The 16,531-nt window shown below is 41.0% G+C and carries 13 protein-coding genes; 3 read left to right on the top strand and 10 right to left on the bottom strand.

Features of this window, described 5'->3' with window-relative positions; genetic code table 11:
- Nucleotides 1-17: 17 nt before the first annotated feature.
- From AC1DUW_RS00475 to AC1DUW_RS00450, 6 genes are all read right to left on the bottom strand, one after another.
- Entirely contained in the window at nucleotides 18-656 is a 639-nt protein-coding gene (locus AC1DUW_RS00475) for a TetR/AcrR family transcriptional regulator (protein WP_053348447.1), read from the bottom strand.
- A 113-nt stretch (nucleotides 657-769) separates the two neighbouring features.
- The gene (locus AC1DUW_RS00470) at nucleotides 770-1,909 is read right to left on the bottom strand and encodes an acyl-CoA dehydrogenase (protein ID WP_053348446.1); all 1,140 of its coding nucleotides are present in this window, start codon (nucleotides 1,907-1,909) and stop codon (nucleotides 770-772) included.
- Nucleotides 1,910-1,935: 26 nt separating this feature from the next.
- On the bottom strand, nucleotides 1,936-3,066 hold the full coding sequence (locus AC1DUW_RS00465; RefSeq protein ID WP_477641786.1) for an acyl-CoA dehydrogenase: 1,131 nt from the start codon (nucleotides 3,064-3,066) through the stop codon (nucleotides 1,936-1,938).
- 29 nt (nucleotides 3,067-3,095) lie between these two features.
- Nucleotides 3,096-3,953: a 3-hydroxybutyryl-CoA dehydrogenase gene (locus AC1DUW_RS00460; protein ID WP_477641785.1), complete on the bottom strand. Its 858-nt coding sequence runs from the start codon at nucleotides 3,951-3,953 to the stop codon at nucleotides 3,096-3,098.
- A 31-nt stretch (nucleotides 3,954-3,984) separates the two neighbouring features.
- A complete protein-coding gene (locus AC1DUW_RS00455; RefSeq protein ID WP_377373472.1) occupies nucleotides 3,985-5,175 on the bottom strand; it encodes an acetyl-CoA C-acetyltransferase in 1,191 nt (396 codons plus the stop codon).
- A gap of 195 nt (nucleotides 5,176-5,370) precedes the next feature.
- On the bottom strand, nucleotides 5,371-7,500 hold the full coding sequence (locus AC1DUW_RS00450) for a (Fe-S)-binding protein (RefSeq protein ID WP_477641824.1): 2,130 nt from the start codon (nucleotides 7,498-7,500) through the stop codon (nucleotides 5,371-5,373).
- A gap of 318 nt (nucleotides 7,501-7,818) precedes the next feature.
- Between AC1DUW_RS00450 and cls the strand changes: the two genes are divergently transcribed.
- Together cls and uvsE are read left to right on the top strand one after the other, a co-directional pair.
- Nucleotides 7,819-9,021: a cardiolipin synthase gene (gene cls / locus AC1DUW_RS00445; protein WP_053348855.1), complete on the top strand. Its 1,203-nt coding sequence runs from the start codon at nucleotides 7,819-7,821 to the stop codon at nucleotides 9,019-9,021.
- A 26-nt stretch (nucleotides 9,022-9,047) separates the two neighbouring features.
- Nucleotides 9,048-10,001 (top strand): UV DNA damage repair endonuclease UvsE, encoded by a 954-nt coding sequence (uvsE, locus tag AC1DUW_RS00440; protein ID WP_053348442.1) that lies wholly within the window; start codon nucleotides 9,048-9,050, stop codon nucleotides 9,999-10,001.
- 49 nt (nucleotides 10,002-10,050) lie between these two features.
- Here the strand turns inward: uvsE and argS are convergent, their stop codons facing one another.
- The 4 genes from argS to speE all read right to left on the bottom strand — a co-directional run bounded on the left by argS (nucleotide 10,051) and on the right by speE (nucleotide 14,168).
- Nucleotides 10,051-11,721 (bottom strand): arginine--tRNA ligase, encoded by a 1,671-nt coding sequence (gene argS / locus AC1DUW_RS00435; RefSeq protein WP_477641784.1) that lies wholly within the window; start codon nucleotides 11,719-11,721, stop codon nucleotides 10,051-10,053.
- Between the two features lie 3 nt (nucleotides 11,722-11,724).
- Nucleotides 11,725-12,165: a YwiB family protein gene (locus AC1DUW_RS00430; protein WP_053348440.1), complete on the bottom strand. Its 441-nt coding sequence runs from the start codon at nucleotides 12,163-12,165 to the stop codon at nucleotides 11,725-11,727.
- A gap of 282 nt (nucleotides 12,166-12,447) precedes the next feature.
- Nucleotides 12,448-13,326 (bottom strand): agmatinase, encoded by an 879-nt coding sequence (gene speB, locus AC1DUW_RS00425; RefSeq protein WP_053348439.1) that lies wholly within the window; start codon nucleotides 13,324-13,326, stop codon nucleotides 12,448-12,450.
- A 14-nt stretch (nucleotides 13,327-13,340) separates the two neighbouring features.
- Nucleotides 13,341-14,168 (bottom strand): spermidine synthase, encoded by an 828-nt coding sequence (gene speE / locus AC1DUW_RS00420; protein WP_053348438.1) that lies wholly within the window; start codon nucleotides 14,166-14,168, stop codon nucleotides 13,341-13,343.
- Nucleotides 14,169-14,370: 202 nt separating this feature from the next.
- Between speE and AC1DUW_RS00415 the strand changes: the two genes are divergently transcribed.
- Entirely contained in the window at nucleotides 14,371-16,437 is a 2,067-nt protein-coding gene (locus AC1DUW_RS00415; RefSeq protein WP_053348437.1) for a transglycosylase domain-containing protein, read from the top strand.
- Nucleotides 16,438-16,531 lie beyond the last annotated feature (94 nt).

The raw sequence follows: 16,531 nt of genomic DNA, 5'->3' as shown, positions 1-16,531 counted from the left end.
TCCTTATTGAAACGAATTCATATCAAAGTACTTTTCTGAATCGATACATTTTGAATCAATAATTGTGTCTGCAGTTCAACATACTCTTGAAGCGTATACTTTTTGTGTAAAGCCCATCTTCTAAAACTCCACATCTGTCCCTGAACAAAAATGTTATGAGAAACAAGACTTATTTGATTTTCCGTTAACAGAAGCTCCCCATTTTCGACACATTTTGTTATGACCTTTTCAAACATACCTACCATCTGGATTTCTTTGTTTAGCACGTATGGTAATGCATCTTTCGTCAGAGCTTTCACTTCTTGATACATAACTAGAACTTCGTCCTGCATATCATCCATTACTTGATAAAAATAAGCGATTGTCAGTTTCAGACTTTCTAGTGTCCCATCACTCTGTTCAATTTCTTTCTGAAGTTTTTCCTGAACTTCATCGTAAATAAAATCACAGACCAGATATAAAACATCTTCCTTTGTCCGGATATACTCATATAACGTACCTATACTGAAACCAGCGGCTTTAGCGATTTCCCTCGTCGTAGTACGATGAAATCCCTTTTCTTTAAAAAGGGTCACCGCACCTTTTATCATTTGTGTACGTCTTTTTTCAACCAACCGCTCATCCTTTACTGACGCATGAACTTCTCTTTTTTCCATTTTCTAACCCCTTTTGGAAAGCCTATCATTTAATGTTCAAAAGACAGTCTTTTGAAAAATGAAAAGGGTATTCCGGGAAGAACGATTCCTCACCGGAAAACCTGATTTCAATTCTATTTAGTTATCATCCTTGAGATGACCAGCTTTTGAATTTCCTGCGTACCTTCATAGATCTGGGTGATTTTTGCATCACGCATATAGCGTTCAACTGGATAATCTTTTGTATATCCATAACCACCGAAAACTTGCACGGCCTCTGTCGTCACTTTCATTGCTGTATCCCCTGCAAATAGTTTTGACATTGCCGACTCTTTTCCATAAGGAAGACCTTCTGACTCTAACCAAGCTGCCTGATAGGTTAATAGCCTTGAAGCCTCCACTCCTGTCGCCATATCCGCTAATTTAAAACCGATGCCTTGCTGTGCGGAAATTGGTTTTCCAAATTGGACACGCTCTTTTGCATAGTCAACTGCTGCATCCAATGCACCCTGTGCAATGCCGACTGCCTGGGCCGCAATTCCGTTACGGCCACCATCAAGCGTCATCATCGCAATTTTAAAGCCCTCTCCTTCTTTGCCAAGAAGATTTTCTTTAGGCACACGGCACTCATCAAAAATAATTTCCGTGGTAGGTGATGAACGAATCCCCAGCTTTTTCTCTTTTTTACCCACACTAAAGCCCGGGAAGTCTTTTTCAATGATAAAGGCACTTGTTCCTTTTTGTTTGGATTCAGGGTCTGTCAATGCAAAGACTACATACGTATCAGCAATCCCGCCATTCGTGATGAAAATTTTTGAACCATTAATAATATATTCATCACCTACAAGCTTTGCAGTCGTTCTCATACCACCAGCGTCAGAGCCTGAGCTTGGCTCCGTCAGACCATACGCACCTATTTTTTCACCCTGCGCCATCGGACGAAGGTATTTTTGTTTTTGCTCTTCAGATCCAAATTTGTAAATTGGCCATCCTGCAAGAGAGGTATGGGCGGATAAAGTTACTCCCGTAGAAGCGCAAACACGGGAAAGTTCCTCAATCGCGATACAATAAGCTAAGTAATCGCTTCCAATGCCGCCATATTCTTCTGGCCATGGAATCCCTGTCAATCCCAGTTCAGCCATTTTATCAAAAATCTCACGGTCAAATCGTTCTTCTTCATCCCTTTCAGCGGCTGACGGAGCCACTTCATTTTGGGCAAAGTCGCGTACCATTTTTCTGATCATTTCATGTTCTTCTGTTAGTTTAAATTGCATGACTGTGTCCCCCACTTTTTTCTTTTTTATAGATTTTTACTGATGACCATCCTCTGTATTTCACTGGTACCCTCATATATTTCGGTTACCTTTGCATCCCTGAAATAGCGCTCGACTGGATATTCCGTTGTGTATCCATAGCCGCCGTAAACTTGAACGGCTTCTATTGTCACCTCAACAGCCGTCCTCGAAGCGAATAGCTTAGCCATGGACGCCTCCTTGCCGCAATTCAATCCTTTGGAGCGTAAATACGCCGCTCGATAGACCAGTAGTCTAGAAGCTTCTATGTTCGTTGCCATTTCAGCCAGCTTGAAACCAATCCCCTGCTGGGTTGCAATTGGTTTACCAAATTGCACTCTGTCTTTTGCATATTGGACAGCATGTTCCAAGGCACCTTCAGCGATTCCAAGTGCTTGAGAAGCAATGCCTATCCTTCCAGAATCCAAGTTGGCCATCGCTATCTTAAAGCCCTCACCTTCGTTGCCAAGGATATTAGCTGCAGGTATTTTCATATCTTCAAAGGTTACCTGTACGGTGCTCGATCCATGAAGACCCATTTTACGTTCATTTTTTCCAATGATTAAGCCCGGGGTTCCTTTTTCTACGATAAAGGCAGAGATTCCCTTGCTCCCCTTCTCAGGATTGGTTGAGGCAAAAATAATATATACATCTGCTTCGCCACCGTTAGTGATAAATACCTTGGATCCATTTATTCGATACATACCGCCTTCCTTGACCGCTTTTGATTTCAAACTAGCAGCATCGGAACCTGAGCTTTGTTCTGTTAAACAAAAAGCACCTAACATTTTTCCCGCGGCAAGCTTAGGCACATATTTTTGCTTCTGCTCATCCGTTCCAAAATAAACGATTGGATTTGTTCCAACAGAAGTATGAACAGACAATATGACACCGAGAGTTGGGCTTACTTTGGAAATTTCATTAATGGCGATAATATAAGACATAAAGTCCATACCCGCTCCCCCATATTGTTCTGGAATCGGGATTCCCATCAACCCAAGCTCACCCATTTTATGTAGGATTGTTTTGGGGAACTCTCCTCTTTCCATTGACTCGATATGTGGGGTAATCTCATTCACCGCAAAATCGCGTACCATTTTCCGCATCATTTCCTGCTCTTCTGTAAACTTGAAATCCATTCCTTCATTCCTCCCTAGCTGCATACTCTCTATGATTTGTTATATTCGTAAAAGCCACGTCCTGACTTCTTACCTAACCACCCTGCTTTTACATATTTTCTTAACAGAGGACATGGACGGTATTTATCATCTCCTAGCCCTTGGTGAAGGGTTTCCATTATGTATAAACATGTGTCCAACCCAATGAAGTCAGCTAGTGTCAACGGACCCATCGGATGATTCATTCCTAGCTTCATCACGTCATCGATTGCCTCTTTAGTAGCGACACCCTCGTACAGTGTATAAATGGCCTCATTAATCATCGGCATCAAAATCCGGTTCGAGACAAAGCCAGGGAAATCATTTACTTCAACCGGTACCTTGCTTAGAGATTCCGCCATTTTCTCAACTTTTTTATAAACTTCGTCCGTTGTTGCAAGGCCTCGAATAATCTCAACCAGCTTCATGACCGGAACGGGATTCATAAAATGCATGCCAATTACCTTTTCCGGTCTTCTTGTGGCGGCGGCTATTTCGGTAATCGGTAGAGAAGAAGTATTGGATGCAAGAATTACGTGTTTCGGAGTAATTTCATCCAACTCGGCGAATAGCTTTGTTTTAATTTCCATATTTTCAATCGCCGCTTCAATCACCAAATCAACCCCAGCAGCATTTTTTAAATCTGTTGATGAAGTCAATCGTGAAAGGGTTGCCTCTTTATCCTCAGCTGCCATTTTCCCTTTTTCAACTTGACGGGAAAGATTTTTGATAATTGTGCCTAAGCCTTTTTCTACATATTCTTCTTTTAAATCATGTAAAAGAACTTCATAACCGCTCATTGCGCAAACTTGTGCAATACCAGATCCYATCTGCCCCGCGCCAATGACCATTACTTTATGAATGCTCATGAATATCCCTCCTTATTTATCTATGAATCTATCAGCCCTGCTTTGGTACTTCGATTAATATGGCATCTCCTTGGCCGCCGCCACTACAAATTGCTGCAATACCTAATCCACCGCCACGCCGTTTCAATTCATGCATTAGCGTAATGATGATTCGAGCTCCACTGGCTCCGATTGGGTGCCCTAATGCTACGGCTCCACCGTTCACATTGACTTTTTCCGGCTCGATGTTGGCAATTTTCCCACTGGCCAGTGCCACCGCAGCAAATGCTTCGTTTACTTCAAATAAATCAATGTCTTCTATCGATTTACCTGTCTTTTCTAAGATTTTATTTATGACTAAGCCCGGTGTTTTAGGAAAATCCTTTGCTTCAACAGCCACTTCGGCATGACCTAAAATATAGGCAAAAGGCGTTTTCCCTTCTTTTTCCGCACGATCTTCGCTCATTAACACGAGTGCGCCTGCTCCATCATTGACCCCTGGCGCATTTCCTGCAGTTATAGTCCCTTCGTTATTAAAAGCCGGACCTAATTTAGCGAGTTTCTCAGAGGATGTATCTTTTCTTGGCCCTTCATCATGTTCAATTGTAATTGGTTCACCTTTTCGTACCGGAACCTGTACGGAAATAATTTCTTCAGCAAGGATACCGCCATCAATTGCTTTTATCGCTTTTTGATGACTTTCGTAGGCCCAGCTATCTTGGTCCTCACGGGTAAGTTCAAGTTCCTCAGCAGTACTATTGCCGTATGTACCCATATGTACGCCGGTAAAGCTACAGCTAAGCCCATCAGAAATCATTGTGTCCTTAAGCGGGGCATCACCCATCCTAAGTCCCCATCTTGCTTTCGGAAGAATATAAGGTGCATTGCTCATCGATTCCATCCCGCCGGCAACAATGATTTCTTCCTCCCCCAAGCGAATAATCTGATCAGCCAATGTCACACTACGAAGTCCTGATGCACATACTTTATTAATGGTTTCGGTTTTCACTTCCCAAGGTAATCCTGCAAGACGTGCTGCCTGGCGAGAAGGTATTTGGCCTTGACCTGCTTGTAACACATTCCCCATAATGACCTCGTCTATCTGGCTGCTTTCAATCCCTGCCCGCTTAACCGCCTCCTTGATTGCAATTCCTCCAAGTTGTGATGCTGTCAAACTGCTAAGGCCTCCGCCGAATTTACCAAAAGGTGTTCTCACACCACTAACAATCACTGTTTTTGTCATCATTTTTTCCTCCTTTAAGTAACATTGATTGAACGCTCGCTCAATATAGGATCAAAAAAATATTTATTGTAAGCGCTTAATATCATATTACATAATTTTTACAAAAATTAAAATATTTAGTTCAAAAATAATTAAAAATTGCCTACTTCAATTGAATTTATTCATTTAAAAGAAGCAGGCAATTTCAATTTAAAATTAAGATGCTATTGACTTATTTTCACCAATAACCGCTTTTTCGAGTAATTCGGCTACATCATACGTTTTTACATTTTCTTCAACTTCTTTTGCTTTTGTACCATCAGATAACATGGTCAAACAGTACGGACAGCCGGAACTGATAACAGTTGGGTTAACGGCGAGTGCTTGTTCAGTACGTGCCACATTTATACGGTTTCCGGTTTCTTCTTCCATCCACATCAAGCCGCCTCCAGCTCCACAGCACATGCCTTTTTCACGGTTACGTTCCATCTCAATAAGCTTGACGCCTTCAATAGATTGTAAAATTTCACGTGGCGGACTGTATACATCATTGTATCTTCCCAAATAACAAGAATCATGGAATGTAATCGTTTCATTAACCGGATACTGTGGTACCAATCTGCCTTCACTGACAAGTTTGGCTAGTAATTCAGTATGGTGATATACCTCAGCTTCCAAACCAAAATCCGGATACTCATTCTTAAAAATATTGTAGGCATGCGGATCAATTGTCACGATTTTTTTAATTTCATTTTTCTGGAATTCCTCTATATTTTTCATTGCAAGCTCTTGAAAAACAAACTCATTACCTAATCGGCGAGGAGTATCTCCTGAGTTTTTCTCCTTATTTCCTAAGATTGCAAATTTGATGCCCGCTTCATTCATTAATTTAGCGAAGGAAAGGGCAATTTTCTGGCTTCGGTTATCGTACGATCCCATTGAACCTACCCAGAATAAATATTCGAATTCCTCGTCTGCTTTTTGCAATTCTTTAATTGTCGGGATGTTAACATCATCACGCAGGACTCTCCAGTCTTCTCTCTCTTTACGATTCAATCCCCAAGGGTTCCCTTGTCTCTCAATGTTTGTCATCGCACGTTGAGCATCTGGATCCAACCTACCTTCAGTCAAGACTAGATATCGGCGCATATCGATAATTTTGTCGACATGTTCATTCATTACCGGACATTGGTCTTCACAGTTCCTGCAAGTGGTACATGCCCAAAGTTCTTCTTCAGTAATGACTTCTCCAATTAAGCTCGGGCTGTAAGCTTCAGTTGCTGCAGCTGATTCCTGTGCTCCCTGCGTGGCACTGGCTAGTGCTATCTTATTTCCCTTTGAATTGCCAAAAACGAAGGATGGAACCCATGGCTGCTTTGTTGTAACAGCTGCACCTGTATTTGTTAAATGGTCGCGCATCTTGATGATAATATCCATCGGCGACAGCATTTTCCCTGTACCAGTTGCCGGGCACATATTCGTACAACGGCCGCACTCTACGCATGCATAGAGGTCCACCATTTGATATTGCGTTAAGTCCTCGATATATTTGGCACCATAATATTGATTGCCTTCTTTGTCTAAAACCTCTTCCTCTAAATCTACCGGCTTTAATTTTCCTGGATTATCCAGACGGTTAAGAAATACATTTATTGGTCCAGCAATTAAGTGAGCATGCTTAGACTGCGGGATATAAACGAGGAACGATAATATGATTAGCAAATGCATCCACCAGGCTACATAAAACACAACAGTCGCTGCTGTTGGTCCCATCCAGCCAAATAGATAGGCGATACTAGAGGCAACTGGCTCTGACCAAGTTGCTTCGTGTCCGTGCCAGATCATTCCCATCCCATTACCTAGTAACACTGTAATCATGATTCCTGTTATGAAGATGACAACCAATCCTGCTTTAAAATCTCTTTTCAAACGAACAAGTTTCTCTACGTAACGACGATAAGCTGCCCAAAGGATTGCGACAAGAACCGTAAGCGTCACGATTTCTTGGAAGAAAGTAAAGGCCGGGTACACGGGGCCAAACGGTAGATGCCACCCAGGCTTTAAGCCTTTTATAAAAAAGTCCAGTGCACCAAATTGCACTAAGATGAAACCGTAAAATAACATGGCATGGATGATTCCGCTCTTTTTATCTTTAAAGAGCTTCTTCTGTCCAAATACATAAACCCCTATTTTCACGAGACGATCTTTCACACGGTTATCGAATTCCACTTTTTTACCAAGTTTTATATAAGCTATTCGAGTCCTTATCAAATAGACAAATAATCCAGCGGCGTAAGCGGTTACAAGTAAAAATGCAGTTAAGTTAATCCACAGCAGGCCATTCATTTCCATGCACTCTTTCCCCCTCTAAAAAATTTTTATTCAAGTAAAATGCCTAGTTGCTCATTTTAATAAATTTGAAAATATGGCATTTTTCTGAAATTTGATTAATTCCATTATATAATGAATGAGCATTCAGTCAACTTTTTCTTTCTAAATAATATGGTTTGTTTTTCAACATCTTATTGTATAGTTCGACAATTCTGTAAATTTACCTTCTATTTTAGAAAAAAAATGTAGTTTATCTTCACTCTTTTTTTGATGGTTATGAACAAGTAACTTGAGCCAAACTAAATTAAATCAATTAGGGGGGATTTTGTTTTGTTGAAGATAATCACTACGCTTGCCTCTATTTTTTTATTGATCTTCACTTGGTGTTGGGTCGATTTTAAGTTAGGGCATAAGCGTAATATGAAGCAGGTAACGAACATTAAATATCCGCCTCGGAAAAGTGACATGACTGTATTCACATCAGGGAAAATACTGTTTGATGATTTCATGAAAGAAATCAAGCTAGCTCAGGATTCTATCCATATTCTTTTTTATATAGTAAAAAATGATAAATTTAGTAAGGAGTTTTTAAAGTTACTTCAAACTAAAGCTGAAGCGGGTGTAGAAGTAAGGCTGTTAGTCGACAGGATTGGCAGTAAAAACATTTCCCGGGAGAGCATTCAGGAATTAAAGAAAAGCGGCGTTCATTTTTCATTTAGCTTTAAACCCAAGCTCCCCTTCCTTTTTTATTCGATACAAAAAAGAAATCACCGCAAAATAACCGTAATAGACGGTCGGATCGGCTATCTTGGCGGATTTAATATCGGCAGGGAGTATATTAACCAAGGGGAAAAGTTAAATCCTTGGAGAGATTACCATGTAAAAATAACTGGGGAAGGAGTTAAGGATTTGCAGGAAGTCTTCCTTTCTGACTGGGTTCACGATACAAACGAAGATTACCGGGGAACACCTGCATATTTTCCTACCTTGGTTCCTGGTACTCAGGCTCATCAGGTTATTGTCACGAACGGAAGCCATCTTGAGCAGACTTTAACACGCTTAATTCAGCAAGCTGAGAAAAAAATCATAATCGGAACCCCATACTTCATCCCCAGTCAAACACTGTTTCAGGAATTAAGGTCAGCCCTTGCACGCAAGGTTTCTGTGACGGTCATTGTTCCTGAAATGTCGGATCACGCCCTTGTCAAAGAGGCATCCTTCCCCTATTTCCGGGTTTTATTAAAGGAAGGTGCTGCTATTCTGCAATTTCAAAGAGGGTTCTACCATTCTAAAGTGATATTGATTGATGATATAATTTGTGATGTTGGTACTGCTAATTTTGATAAACGAAGTCTATTTTTAAATAGTGAAATCAATTGTTTGATATTTGACCGAGCATTTATAGAAGATGTAAAAAAGGAATTGGCGGTAGACATAGCTGAATCTAAGCCATTAAGCAGGGATTCACTATCCTCCATTAATGTAGTCCGTACAGCAAAAGAATCACTGGCTTCCATCCTTTCTCCTTTTCTTTAACATCGCGTTTTTAGGGAGAGAATTAAATGAAAATTAGATTTGGATATGTATCTAATGCCACCTGTCTTTGGGAAGCTTCCCCCGCTAAGACGCTTACCTTTAAGCGGTACAGCGCACTTGGACAAGAGGAAGGGATGCAAAAGCTTCTTAGTGTGACAAAACAGAACATTGAAAGTACATTAAGGGTCCTTCAATATAATACAGCCCACCAAATAGAAATCTACCGGATGTCCAGTTCAATTGTTCCTTTAGCCACGCACCCCGAGGTAGAATGGGATTTTGTCACTCCTTTTAAACAAGAATGGAAACAGATCGGCGATTGGATATCTGCACATAAAATGCGGGTTAGCTTTCACCCTAATCAGTTTACGTTGTTTACAAGCCCTAAACCCGAGATTACACAAAATGCCGTAAAAGACATGGAGTTTCACTATAAGATGCTTGATGCGATGGGGATTGCCGACTCCTCTTTTATCAATATCCATGTCGGTGGAGCTTATGGTGATAAAGAATCAGCCATAATACGGGTTCATGACAACCTTAAGTCGCTCCCCAAGCATGTGAAAGCAAGGATGACCTTGGAGAATGACGATAAAACATATACAGCATCAGAAACCTTGATCGTGTGTAAAAAGGAAAACATTCCGCTTGTCTTTGATTACCACCACCATCTAGCGAATCTATCCGATGAGCCGCTTAACGAGCTGCTCATCCAAATTTTCTCCACCTGGAATCAGACTGGGACGGTTCCTAAGGTTCATATTTCTTCTCCAAAGTCGGCAGGTGCATTTCGCTCGCATGCAGATTATATCGATTTTGAATTCATTATGCCCCTTTTGAAAGTACTAAGGGATCTCAGACAAGACGTCGATTTCATGATTGAAGCTAAAATGAAGGACCGRGCAATGTTGAAACTTATTGAAGATGTCGCTAAGGTACGTGGTGTGAAAAGAATTAGCGGCGGTGCTGTAGAGTGTTAATCAATACAATAAAAAGCGACTGTTTCACAAGAAACAGTCGCTTTTTTTATTACATTTTTTCCGGAGCTGAAACACCAATCAGTGCTAATGCATTTTTCAACGTAATTTGAACTGATTTGACAAGACCCAGACGGGCCTTACTTCTATCCATCTTCTCAACATCCAATACTTTATCTGCATTGTAGAAGCTGTGGAATGTAGAAGCCAGGTCGAAAATATAATTTGTCATGCGGTGAGGCATCCTTTTTTCGGCAGCTTCTGCAATTGCCTGAGGGAACTCTCCCAATTTCTTCAATAATTCTACTTCCTTTTCAGTAGAAAGAGCAGAGAAATCAGTGGTACCTTCATAGCTGATTCCTTGTTCCACACCTTGGCGTAAAATACTTGAAATGCGGGCATGGGCATACTGTGCATAATAAACTGGGTTATCATTGGATTGTGACACTGCAAGATCCAGATCAAAGTCCATATGTGTGTCCGCACTTCTCATCGCAAAGAAATAACGTGTTGCATCCAGACCCACTTCTTCAATAAGATCACGCATCGTCACTGCTTTACCAGTACGCTTACTCATTTTCATTTTCTCGCCATCTTTGTATAGATGGACAAGCTGAATGATTTCTACTTCAAGCTGCTCGCGTTTATAACCTAACGCTTCGATTGCTGCTTTCATACGCGGGATATAACCATGATGGTCCGCACCCCAAATATTAATCAACGTTTCAAAGCCGCGCTCCAATTTATTGCGGTGGTATGCAATATCCGGTGTCAAGTATGTGTAAGACCCATCCTGCTTAATAAGAACGCGGTCTTTATCGTCGCCAAGTTCTGTAGAACGGAACCATGTCGCACCATCTTCCTCATAAATATGACCTCTTCCCTTCAACACTTCAAGCGCTTCGTCAATTTTACCGTCTTGATAAAGAGAAGTTTCAGAGTACCATACATCAAAACCGACACGGAAGTTTTCCAAGTCTGTTTTCAGTTTTTGCATTTCATATTTCAAGCCATACTCACGGAAAAAGTCAAAACGTTCTTTTTCATCAACGTTTACATATTTATCGCCATATTCACGTGCAAGTGTTTTACCGATGCCAATAATATCTTCGCCATGATAGCCACCCTCTGGCATATCTTTTTCGAGGCCTAGCGCTTGGAAATAGCGTGCTTCTATGGAAATAGCCAAATTATTTATCTGGTTTCCTGCATCATTGATGTAGTATTCACGTGAAACATCATAACCTGCTTTAGACAATACATTACACAAAGTATCACCTACTGCAGCACCACGAGCATGGCCAAGATGAAGATCACCAGTCGGATTCGCAGAAACAAATTCAACCTGGATTTTTTCACCTTTTCCAAAGTCACTTTCTCCATATGCTTCGTTCGCTTTCAAAATGACCGGAATTAGTTCTGTCAAATACGAATTATTCATGTAGAAGTTAATGAACCCTGGTCCTGCAATTTCGATTTTTTCGATTGATGCTTTTGAGTTGTCAAAGTTTTCAATGATTGCTTCAGCTATCATTCTCGGCGCTTTTTTTGCAATCTTTGTTAATTGCATCGCCATATTTGTGGAATAATCTCCGTGTGTTTTATCTCTCGGCAGTTCCAATACTACGTTTGGAACTTGCTCTTCCGTTGCTAAACCAGCCTTAATAACTGCAGCGTTAATTTCTTGTTTCAGTTTTTCCTGTACCTCTTTTACTATGTTCATGTTCTATGCTTCCTCCTTGTAGGAAATCGTCATTTCATATTGCCCGGGTTCGCTTCCCTGCATATGTAACGTATAGTGAAGGACCAGCTTCCCTTCCTTTTTTTGCTCATCCCATTGATGATGAATTTTCTTCGTGGTCGTCAGTAACCCGAGCCTGCCATATATACTTTCATAATGTCCATTTGTCGCTTCCTGCAAGCGGAAAAGCTGCCTCATTTTAATGGCACCGTTTCTAAGCAGAATCGTATCATTCGTTTTGTGCTTGATTGTTGTCTGCGTTTTACCAGCTTCATTTTCTTCTGTATATTGCAAATACAAATCGGAACCTTTATACATTTTTGTACCAAATGTAACCAACTCATACGTTTCCGTTTCCGAGCCATGCTTGATTTTTGTCTGTAAAGTAACTTTAATATTATGTTTATCTATATCATGAAGAGACAAGGCTACACTTCCTTCATCATGTCGTTCTTAACTTTATAAGTATAAATATTCTTCAGGGAAGTTTCAACTTGGAGCGGAAAATAAAGTTTGAATCTAAATTGGGCGGATTAGTCTGCTGAAAAACATGTGATGCCAATTCATTTGATTTTAACGCAATAATTGCTTCGTGTGGTGGAATTTTTAAAAAAGTATCTTTCAGATACAGAAAATCTACACGTCTTCTTGTTCTCCGTATACAAAAAAGACCATTCCTGCTTAAAAACAGGAACAGTCTTCCATCCATTAACCTTTTTGAACCCAACCCAGGAGCATTTCGCGAATCAGCTTGCTTGCTGTGTTCGCTGTTTGCTCGGATGGATCATAGATCGGTGCCACTTCAACTAAATCGCAACCTACTACATTAATTTCAGAACGCGCTATCTCATGAATCGAGGCTAAAAGCTCTTTAGATGTAATGCCTCCACAATCAACAGTGCCTGTTCCCGGTGCATGCGCAGGGTCAAGAACATCGATGTCAATCGTTACATATACCGGACGACCTGCTAGCTGAGGCAATACTTCTTTCAGTGGCTCAAGAACTTCAAATTTCGAGATATGCATGCCGTTTTCTTTTGCCCATTGAAATTCCTCTTTTAAGCCAGAACGAATTCCGAAAGAGTAAACATTTTTCGGACCGATAAGCTCTGCTGATTTGCGGATGATGGACGCATGTGAAAGCGGCTCACCCTCATAGTCCTCGCGTAAATCTGTATGGGCATCCATATGGATAATAGCCATGTCTGGATATTTCTTATACATAGCCTTAATAACAGGCCAAGTGACGAGGTGCTCCCCGCCCATACCCAATGGGAATTTACCTGCATCAAGTACGCCGTCAACAAATTTTTCAATCATATCGATACTGCGTTGTGGATTCCCAAATGGCAATGGAATATCCCCAGCATCATAGAATTTCACTTCTTCTAATTCACGATCTAAATACGGGCTGTATTCTTCCAAACCGATAGAAACTTCACGAATTCGAGTAGGACCAAAGCGGGAACCTGGACGGAAACTTACTGTCCAGTCCATAGGCATACCGTAAAGCACTGCTTCAGATTCCTCAAAATCCGGATGACTTTTAATGAATACATTGCCTGAATAGGCTTCATCGAATTTCATAGTCCACGCCTCCCTTATTTCACTAAATCTTGAACGAATTTAGGCAGAACGAAAGCTGCTTTATGAAGTTCTTTTGTATAATATTTCGTTTCGATTTCATGGAAACGGTCTTCTGTCACTTCTAGTGGATTATATTTTTTTGATCCGATCGTAAACGCCCAAAGGCCGCTTGGATATGTCGGGATATTCGCTAAATAAAGACTAGTGATTGGGAATATTTCTTTCACATCACGTTGTACATCACGAATTAGGTCTGCTTTAAACCAAGGATTATCGGATTGTGCCACAAAAATCCCATCTTCTTTCAACGCTTTGGAAATCCCAGCATAAAAACCTTTAGTGAATAAGTTGACAGCGGGTCCAACTGGTTCAGTTGAGTCAACCATGATCACGTCATATTCATTTTCACTTTTGGCAATGTGCATGAAGCCATCGCCTACTTGTACGTCTACACGTGGATCTTCAAGCATGCCTGCAATTTCAGGTAAAAACTTCTTTGAGTATTCGATAACTTTCCCATCGATATCAACCAAAGTAGCTTTTTTTACGCTTGGGTGTTTTAGGATTTCACGGATTACTCCACCGTCTCCTCCGCCTACAACCAAAACGTTCTCTGGATTAGGATGAGTAAATAAAGGAACATGGGCTACCATTTCGTGGTAAACGAATTCATCGCGTTGTGAAGTCATTACCATGTCATCTAGCAATAGCATATTGCCCCACTCTTCTGTTTCAATCATATCTAGCTTTTGAAACTCAGTTTGCTCCGTATGTAAAGTACGATTCACTTTCATCGTAATACCAAAATTCTCTGTTTGTTTTTCAGTAAACCAAATGCTCATTTATTAACGCTCCTTTTCCAATTCATATAGTAAGTCACCTAATAGGTTTCCCATTTTCGTTATTGTCATTAGCTAGAAAAATTATAGACGAATCTAGCAGAATTGCAAGTTAAATTTCACAAATACAGTTCTTATGTTTAAAAATTTCTTTTTTTTCCATAATAGTAATAGATTCTTTTTATAAAAAGAGAGGTGAAAGCAATTGGAGTTAATTCCAAGCGAACGATTTAAAAGGACAACTAAATATGTGCGGGCCTTTATTATTCTTGCCACAATCGGACTTACAATACTCTTTGTATTGCTTCTCTCTTTACTGGTGTATGCAAAAATATTAGGTCCGCCGCCTTTGGTTGTGCCACAGTCCACTCTCTATTATAGTGATAGCGGAAATGTGATTGGTGAAACCGATAATGGCCAGAAACGTTATTGGGCTGGAATGGAATCGATTTCTCCACAGCTTATCAAGGCTACTGTTGCGGTTGAGGATCGACAATTTTACACTCATAAAGGCTTTGATATAAAACGAATCGGCGGAGCTATCCTTGCCGATATTCGTGCAAGGTCGAAGGTCCAAGGCGCAAGCACGATTACCCAGCAGTATGCCAGGAATCTGTTTCTCGGCCATGACAAAACTTGGACGCGAAAGTTTAATGAAGCCTTTTATACGATACGGCTGGAAATGAACTATTCCAAAAAGGAAATTCTAGAAGGCTATCTAAATACGATTTACTACGGTCATGGCGCCTATGGAGCTCAGGCCGCAAGTCAATATTACTTTGGCAAAGATGCCAAGGATTTAACTCTTTCAGAAGCGAGCATGCTAGCCGGGATACCTAAAGGGCCGTCCAACTACTCTCCATTGGATAACTTGGAAAAAGCAAAATCAAGGCAACAAATTGTCCTGCAAGCCATGAAAAACAAAAACTACATTTCAGAAGCAAATATGGATAAAGCCTTGCAAACAGCTCTTACATTAAAAGGCGAGCACGGGACTGTAACCAATAAAACAGCCCCTTATTTCCAGGATGCTGTTAAGCAGGCTTTAAAATCTCAGCTTCATATAGATGACAGGACGATTGAACTGGGGGGGCTTAAGGTTTATACGACTCTTGATGAAAAACAACAGGACATTGCCGAAGAGGTTCTTTCTACTACCATACCCAAGTCCTCAGGCATTCAAGCTTCTATAGTCGCAATGGATCCGGGCACAGGGGAAGTCCGTGCATTAGTCGGCGGTAAAAATTACACAGAATCACCGTTTAATCGTGCCACACAGGCCGTTCGCCAGCCTGGTTCTACGATGAAGCCATTGCTCTACTATTCAGCACTGGAAAATGGTTTTACACCATCTACCACCTTGAAAAGTGAGACAACTACGTTTTCTTTTGATGATGGTCACTCTTCTTACACGCCGCACAATTACAATCATCAATATGCGGAAGGCGAAATCACATTGGCTCAGGCCATTGCTTTATCGGACAATATCTTTGCCGTAAAAACGCATTTGTTCCTTGGTGAGCAATCTTTGGTAGATACGGCGCATAGGTTCGGCATCACATCGAAAATGGATGCTGTTCCATCTCTAGCACTTGGCACTTCAGGTGTTCGAGCCATTGAAATGGTTAATGCCTACAGCATTCTGGCTAACGGTGGTAAAAAAGTTGAACCCATCTTTATCAAAAGAGTTGAAAATCAAAAAGGCGAAGTAATTTTTGACCATACTAAGAAAGCGGAACAGATTCTGGATGCGGATAAAGCCTTTGTAATGACCGAGATGCTTACCGGGGTTTTTGATGAAACTTTAAATGGCTATACGAAAGTGACTGGCAGCACAATCAGTTCTCAGTTGACACGCCCATACGCTGGAAAGTCTGGCTCCACCTCTACAGATAGCTGGATGATTGGCTACACACCGCAACTTGTTGCCGGAGTTTGGACGGGTTATGATCAAGGAAAGAAAATCGAAATTCCAGCTGAAAAAAGCTATGCGAAGAAGATTTGGGCTTCCTATATGGAAAAAGGCCTTCAAGGACAACCCCCAAAATCGTTTAAGGAAACGGAAAATGTAATCGGAGTTTATGTGAATCCTGAAAGCGGTAAATTGGCAACGAAGGCCTGTCCTGCTTCGAGGTTGACCTACTATGTTAAAGGAACTGAGCCAGTCGAGTACTGTGTAGAGCACTTCAAGGGCAAGAATTCAAAACGTACTCCGAAGGAAGAAGAACAAAAGACTCCATGGTACAAAAAAGTATTAAAGCCATGGGGATAACGAAAAACCCCGAAGCCGGTAGCGGCTTCGGGGTTTTTCTGTCCTAGTTCCACAGTGTCTAAACTGCTGTCTTTAAGTTTACTGATTTTATCTG

The organism is Peribacillus sp. P4_C12 (genome assembly GCF_056402095.1).
The sequence above is the reverse complement of the archived record's forward strand: the minus strand, read 5'-3'. Positions and strand labels throughout refer to the sequence as shown.

Excerpts from the sequence above, each read along its gene's own strand:
- speE (WP_053348438.1), bottom strand. The coding sequence starts at position 14,168 with ATGAGCATTTGGTTTACTGAAAAACAAACAGAGAATTTTGGTATTACG.
- speB (WP_053348439.1), bottom strand. The coding sequence starts at position 13,326 with ATGAAATTCGATGAAGCCTATTCAGGCAATGTATTCATTAAAAGTCAT.
- AC1DUW_RS00450 (WP_477641824.1), bottom strand. The coding sequence starts at position 7,500 with ATGAATGGCCTGCTGTGGATTAACTTAACTGCATTTTTACTTGTAACC.
- argS (WP_477641784.1), bottom strand. The coding sequence starts at position 11,721 with ATGAACATAGTAAAAGAGGTACAGGAAAAACTGAAACAAGAAATTAAC.
- AC1DUW_RS00465 (WP_477641786.1), bottom strand. The coding sequence starts at position 3,066 with ATGGATTTCAAGTTTACAGAAGAGCAGGAAATGATGCGGAAAATGGTA.
- AC1DUW_RS00475 (WP_053348447.1), bottom strand. The coding sequence starts at position 656 with ATGGAAAAAAGAGAAGTTCATGCGTCAGTAAAGGATGAGCGGTTGGTT.
- AC1DUW_RS00455 (WP_377373472.1), bottom strand. The coding sequence starts at position 5,175 with ATGACAAAAACAGTGATTGTTAGTGGTGTGAGAACACCTTTTGGTAAA.
- AC1DUW_RS00470 (WP_053348446.1), bottom strand. The coding sequence starts at position 1,909 with ATGCAATTTAAACTAACAGAAGAACATGAAATGATCAGAAAAATGGTA.